We start from the raw sequence: 1,448 nt of genomic DNA on the forward strand, positions 1-1,448 counted from the left end.
AGCGATGGGAGCGCGCTCGCGCGCGAAGAAGCTTGCCGACGACGCTCCGTTGCACGCAAGCGCGCTCGCCCGAGCCCGATCAGCCGAGCGATCCACGTGCAGACGCCGACAGGACGCCGGCGTCCGCGCACGGCGAAGCTGGCGTGCCTCAGGGCTGGGCGCAATTTCCCGAAGGATCGTCCTCGATCTGAATCGAATTGCCGCCGGCGCGCCTGTAGGTGCATGGCGTCGTTGCCGGCGTGGAACGGGACCCCACGCGTGCCCGATTCGTCGCTGTGGAAGCAGTCCGACGTGGCGTCAGGCCGCTTCGAGCTCAAGCTTGCCGACCCGTCGCAGGTCGACTTCCCGGCGCGCTACCCACAGATCGTGCGCATCCTGCATCGCCAGCCAGCTCTCGGGCGTCCGCCCGATCGCCTTGGCGAGCCGTAGGGACATTTCCGGCGTGACGCGGCTCGTGCCGTTGAGGATCCTGCTGAGCGTGGACGCCGACACGTCCAGCTTTTCGGCCAGCGTCCGACCGCTGACGCCATTGGGCTCCAGATAGACCGCGACGATGAATGCGCCGGGATGGGGCGGGTTGTGCATGGCCATCAGTGGTAGTCCTCGTAATCCAGCACGTACGCATTGCCGTCCCGGAACTCGAACGTCAGTCGCCAGTTGCCGTTGACGGAAATCGCCCAACGCCCCTGCATCCGACCTTTCAGCGGATGGAGGCGAAAGCCTGGAATCTCCATGTCCTCCACGATCGAGGCGGTATCCAGCGCAGCCAGCTGCATCTGCAACCGCTTCGCATGTCCGGCCTGGATGCCAGCCGTGCTGCCTGTCTCGTAGAACCGGCGGAGTCCCTTGTGCCGGAAAGACTTGATCATGCGGCCAACGTAGCATGTTGCGCATCACGCAACAAGTGGATGTGAGCCTGCCGTAATCGACACAAGCATGCGGTTGATCTGCATCAATGCGATGCGTTCCGGGCAGTCCTACCTTGGCATCACACCCACCCCGGATGTCCAAGCATCCGCCGCGTCACCCGGAGCCGATATGAACGTCCTGCCCTATTCCGCGTTCGACGTGCTGGCCATGGTCATGGAAGGCACGCACCTGCCCCCGCCGGCCGTCGCCGTCCCGCCGCCCGTCACCGAGGCGCCCGCGCCTGTGCCTGCGCCTGCCAAGCCGATCTATCCCGACTTCCGCCACGCCGCCTGAGCGGGCGCGCCGGGCGATCCGGCGTCCGTCCGCATGGCGAGAACGCGATGCCGCCCGTGGCGTCGCTCAGGGCTGGTAGCACTCGCCCGACGGATCGGCTTCGATCTGGATCAGCTCGCTGCCGCCACCGCCCCAGACGTTGCCGCCGGTGAAGATCAGGCAGCCCTCGTCGCGGAAAAGCGCCTGCAGGCGCGTGGCGTCGTTGCCGAAGTAGAACGGGATCCAGCAGATCGGAAGAGCACACG

The 1,448-nt window shown here is 66.4% G+C and carries 3 protein-coding genes; 1 reads left to right on the plus strand and 2 read right to left on the minus strand.

The genetic code is table 11. The features are described 5' to 3' along the window. Positions 1–297: 297 nt before the first annotated feature. Together WQ56_RS18940 and WQ56_RS18945 are read right to left on the minus strand one after the other, a co-directional pair. Complete coding sequence (locus tag WQ56_RS18940; protein WP_047138063.1) at positions 298–591, minus strand: HigA family addiction module antitoxin; 294 nt, start codon at positions 589–591, stop codon at positions 298–300. Further along, complete coding sequence (locus tag WQ56_RS18945) at positions 591–869, minus strand: type II toxin-antitoxin system RelE/ParE family toxin (RefSeq protein WP_047138062.1); 279 nt, start codon at positions 867–869, stop codon at positions 591–593. Before WQ56_RS18945 ends, WQ56_RS18940 begins: the two co-directional genes overlap by 1 nt. 67 nt (positions 870–936) lie before the next feature. Here WQ56_RS18945 and WQ56_RS19165 point away from each other — a divergent pair, with 67 nt between their 5' ends. Then, on the plus strand, positions 937–1,203 hold the full coding sequence (locus tag WQ56_RS19165; RefSeq protein ID WP_197076509.1) for a hypothetical protein: 267 nt from the start codon (positions 937–939) through the stop codon (positions 1,201–1,203). Positions 1,204–1,448: the final 245 nt, after the last annotated feature.

The sequence above is a fragment of the Luteimonas sp. FCS-9 genome (assembly GCF_001014645.1).
Taxonomy (GTDB): Bacteria; Pseudomonadota; Gammaproteobacteria; order Xanthomonadales; family Xanthomonadaceae; genus Luteimonas.

Excerpts from the sequence above, each read along its gene's own strand:
- WQ56_RS18940 (WP_047138063.1), bottom strand. The coding sequence starts at position 591 with ATGGCCATGCACAACCCGCCCCATCCCGGCGCATTCATCGTCGCGGTC.
- WQ56_RS18945 (WP_047138062.1), bottom strand. The coding sequence starts at position 869 with ATGATCAAGTCTTTCCGGCACAAGGGACTCCGCCGGTTCTACGAGACA.
- WQ56_RS19165 (WP_197076509.1), top strand. The coding sequence starts at position 937 with ATGCGGTTGATCTGCATCAATGCGATGCGTTCCGGGCAGTCCTACCTT.